2 protein-coding genes are annotated in these 2,119 nt (G+C 68.2%); one reads left to right on the top strand and one right to left on the bottom strand.

All coding sequences use genetic code 11. The annotated features are described in order from the left end of the window. Window positions 1-140: 140 nt before the first annotated feature. The gene (locus ACE3TU_RS21705; RefSeq protein WP_374627933.1) at window positions 141-800 is read right to left on the bottom strand and encodes a TlpA disulfide reductase family protein; all 660 of its coding nucleotides are present in this window, start codon (window positions 798-800) and stop codon (window positions 141-143) included. A gap of 20 nt (window positions 801-820) precedes the next feature. Here ACE3TU_RS21705 and argH point away from each other — a divergent pair. Next, window positions 821-2,119: argininosuccinate lyase (argH, locus tag ACE3TU_RS21710; RefSeq protein WP_374627934.1), on the top strand; the 1,299-nt coding region annotated here is incomplete at its 3' end.

The raw sequence follows: 2,119 nt of genomic DNA on the forward strand, positions 1-2,119 counted from the left end.
TCGCCGCCTGCGCCGCGGCCATGCCCTCGGCCACCTCCACCGCGTCGAGCGGGATGACCTTTCCGCTCCCCTCCGGCAGCCGCTCGAGCCGGAAGATGGTATCCATGGTGATGGCGCCGACGCAGAGAACCCTCGACACCTCAGCCTCCGATCAGCGCGGCAATGACTTTGTGCCCGTCGGGCGTGTCCCACTCGGCCGGCCCCTGCAGCACGGCCAGCTCGCACCCCTTCTCGTCGAGCAGCAGGGTCGCCGGCAGGCCGATCGCCACCGCCTCGGTCTTCAGCCGCTCGAACGCGGCAAAGCTCGAATCGGCATAGAGCGGCAATTGCGCGAAGCCGCCCTCGGCGAGGAACTTGCCGGCCTTGGCGAGACCGCCTTCGCCGATGTCGAGATTGACCGGCAGCACCATGAAGCCGTCGGAATTGTAATCGCCCGCCAGCGCATCGAGTGCCGGCATCTCGGCCCGGCACGGCACGCACCAGCTCGCCCAGAAATTGACGAGGAGCTTCTTGCCGGCAAAGTCCCGGATGGCGGCCGGCTTGCCCGCCGCATCGACGAACGTCATGTCGGCATAGCCCCGGCCGGTGCCGGTGCCGGAGAGCGCCGCCAGGGCGCCCACCGCCGCCGCGTCGAGCGCGGCGGCTCGCGCCGGCTGCGCCTCGCACTGCGTCGCCCGCGCCGGCATGAAGTTGCCAAGCACAAGGCCAGCCGCTAGAGCTAGCGCCACGCCAATCAGCACGATCATCGGCATTGCGGGCGGACGCTTCTGCGACGGGGTTGCGGGGCTTTTGTCGGTCATCTGGCTACCAGGGAGTGACTATGAGCAATCGCATGTGGGGCGGCCGTTTCGCCACCGGCCCGGACGCCATCATGGAAGAAATCAACGCCTCCATCGGCTTCGACCAGCGGCTCTACAGGCAGGATATCGCCGGCTCTATCGCACATGCCAGGATGCTCGCGGAAGTGGGCATCCTGACCGAGGCCGACCGCGACGCCATCGTCGCCGGTCTAGAGACAGTGCACGCCGAAATCGAGGCCGGCACGTTCACGTTCTCGCGCGCCCTCGAGGACATCCACATGAATGTCGAGAGCCGGCTCAAGGAGCTGATCGGCGATGCCGCCGGGCGGCTCCACACCGCCCGCTCGCGCAACGACCAGGTGGCGACCGACTTCCGCCTCTATGTCCGCGACGCCATCGACACACTGCTCGCCCAGATCCGGACGCTGCAGCTGGCGCTGGTCCGCCGCGCGGAGGAGGAGGTGGAGACCATCCTGCCCGGGTTCACCCACCTGCAGAACGCCCAGCCGGTGACCTTCGGCCACCATCTGCTCGCCTATGTCGAGATGCTCGCACGCGACCACGGGCGCTTCGAGGACGCCCGCCGCCGTCTCAACGAGAACCCGCTGGGCTCGGCCGCCCTCGCCGGCACGCCCTACCCGATCGACCGCGAGCTGACCACAATCGCGCTCGGCTTCGACCGGCCGACCGCCAATTCGCTCGATGCCGTCTCCGATCGCGACTTCGTGCTCGAGACGCTGGGCGCCGCGAGCCTGTGCGCCATGCACCTCTCCCGCTTCGCCGAGGAACTGGTGATCTGGAGTTCGGCGCAGTTCGGCTTCGTCAAGCTCTCCGACAGGTTCACCACCGGCTCCTCGATCATGCCGCAGAAGCGCAACCCGGATGCCGCCGAGCTGATCCGCGCCAAGGTGGGCCGCATCATGGGGGCCCTGACGTCGCTGACCATGGTGATGAAGGGACTGCCGCTGGCCTATTCCAAGGATATGCAGGAGGACAAGCAGGTCGCCTTCGACGCGCTCGACAGCCTGTCCTTGTCGCTCGCCGCCATGACCGGCATGGTCGAGGACCTGCGCACCAACCCCGAGCGCATGCGCGCCTCGGCGGCCGCGGGCTTCTCGACCGCCACCGACGTCGCCGACTGGCTGGTGCGCGAGGCCGACATCCCGTTCCGCGAGGCCCACCACATCACCGGGCAGCTGGTGGCGCTGTGCGAGCAGAAGGGCATCGGCCTCGACGGCCTGACCATCGAGGACTTCAAGTTCGTCGACCATCGCATCGACAGCCGCATCCACAAGGTGCTGAGCGTCGAGGCCTCGGTG

Origin of the sequence: Devosia sp., assembly GCF_041917035.1 — a bacterium.
Classification (GTDB): domain Bacteria; phylum Pseudomonadota; class Alphaproteobacteria; order Rhizobiales; family Devosiaceae; genus Devosia_A.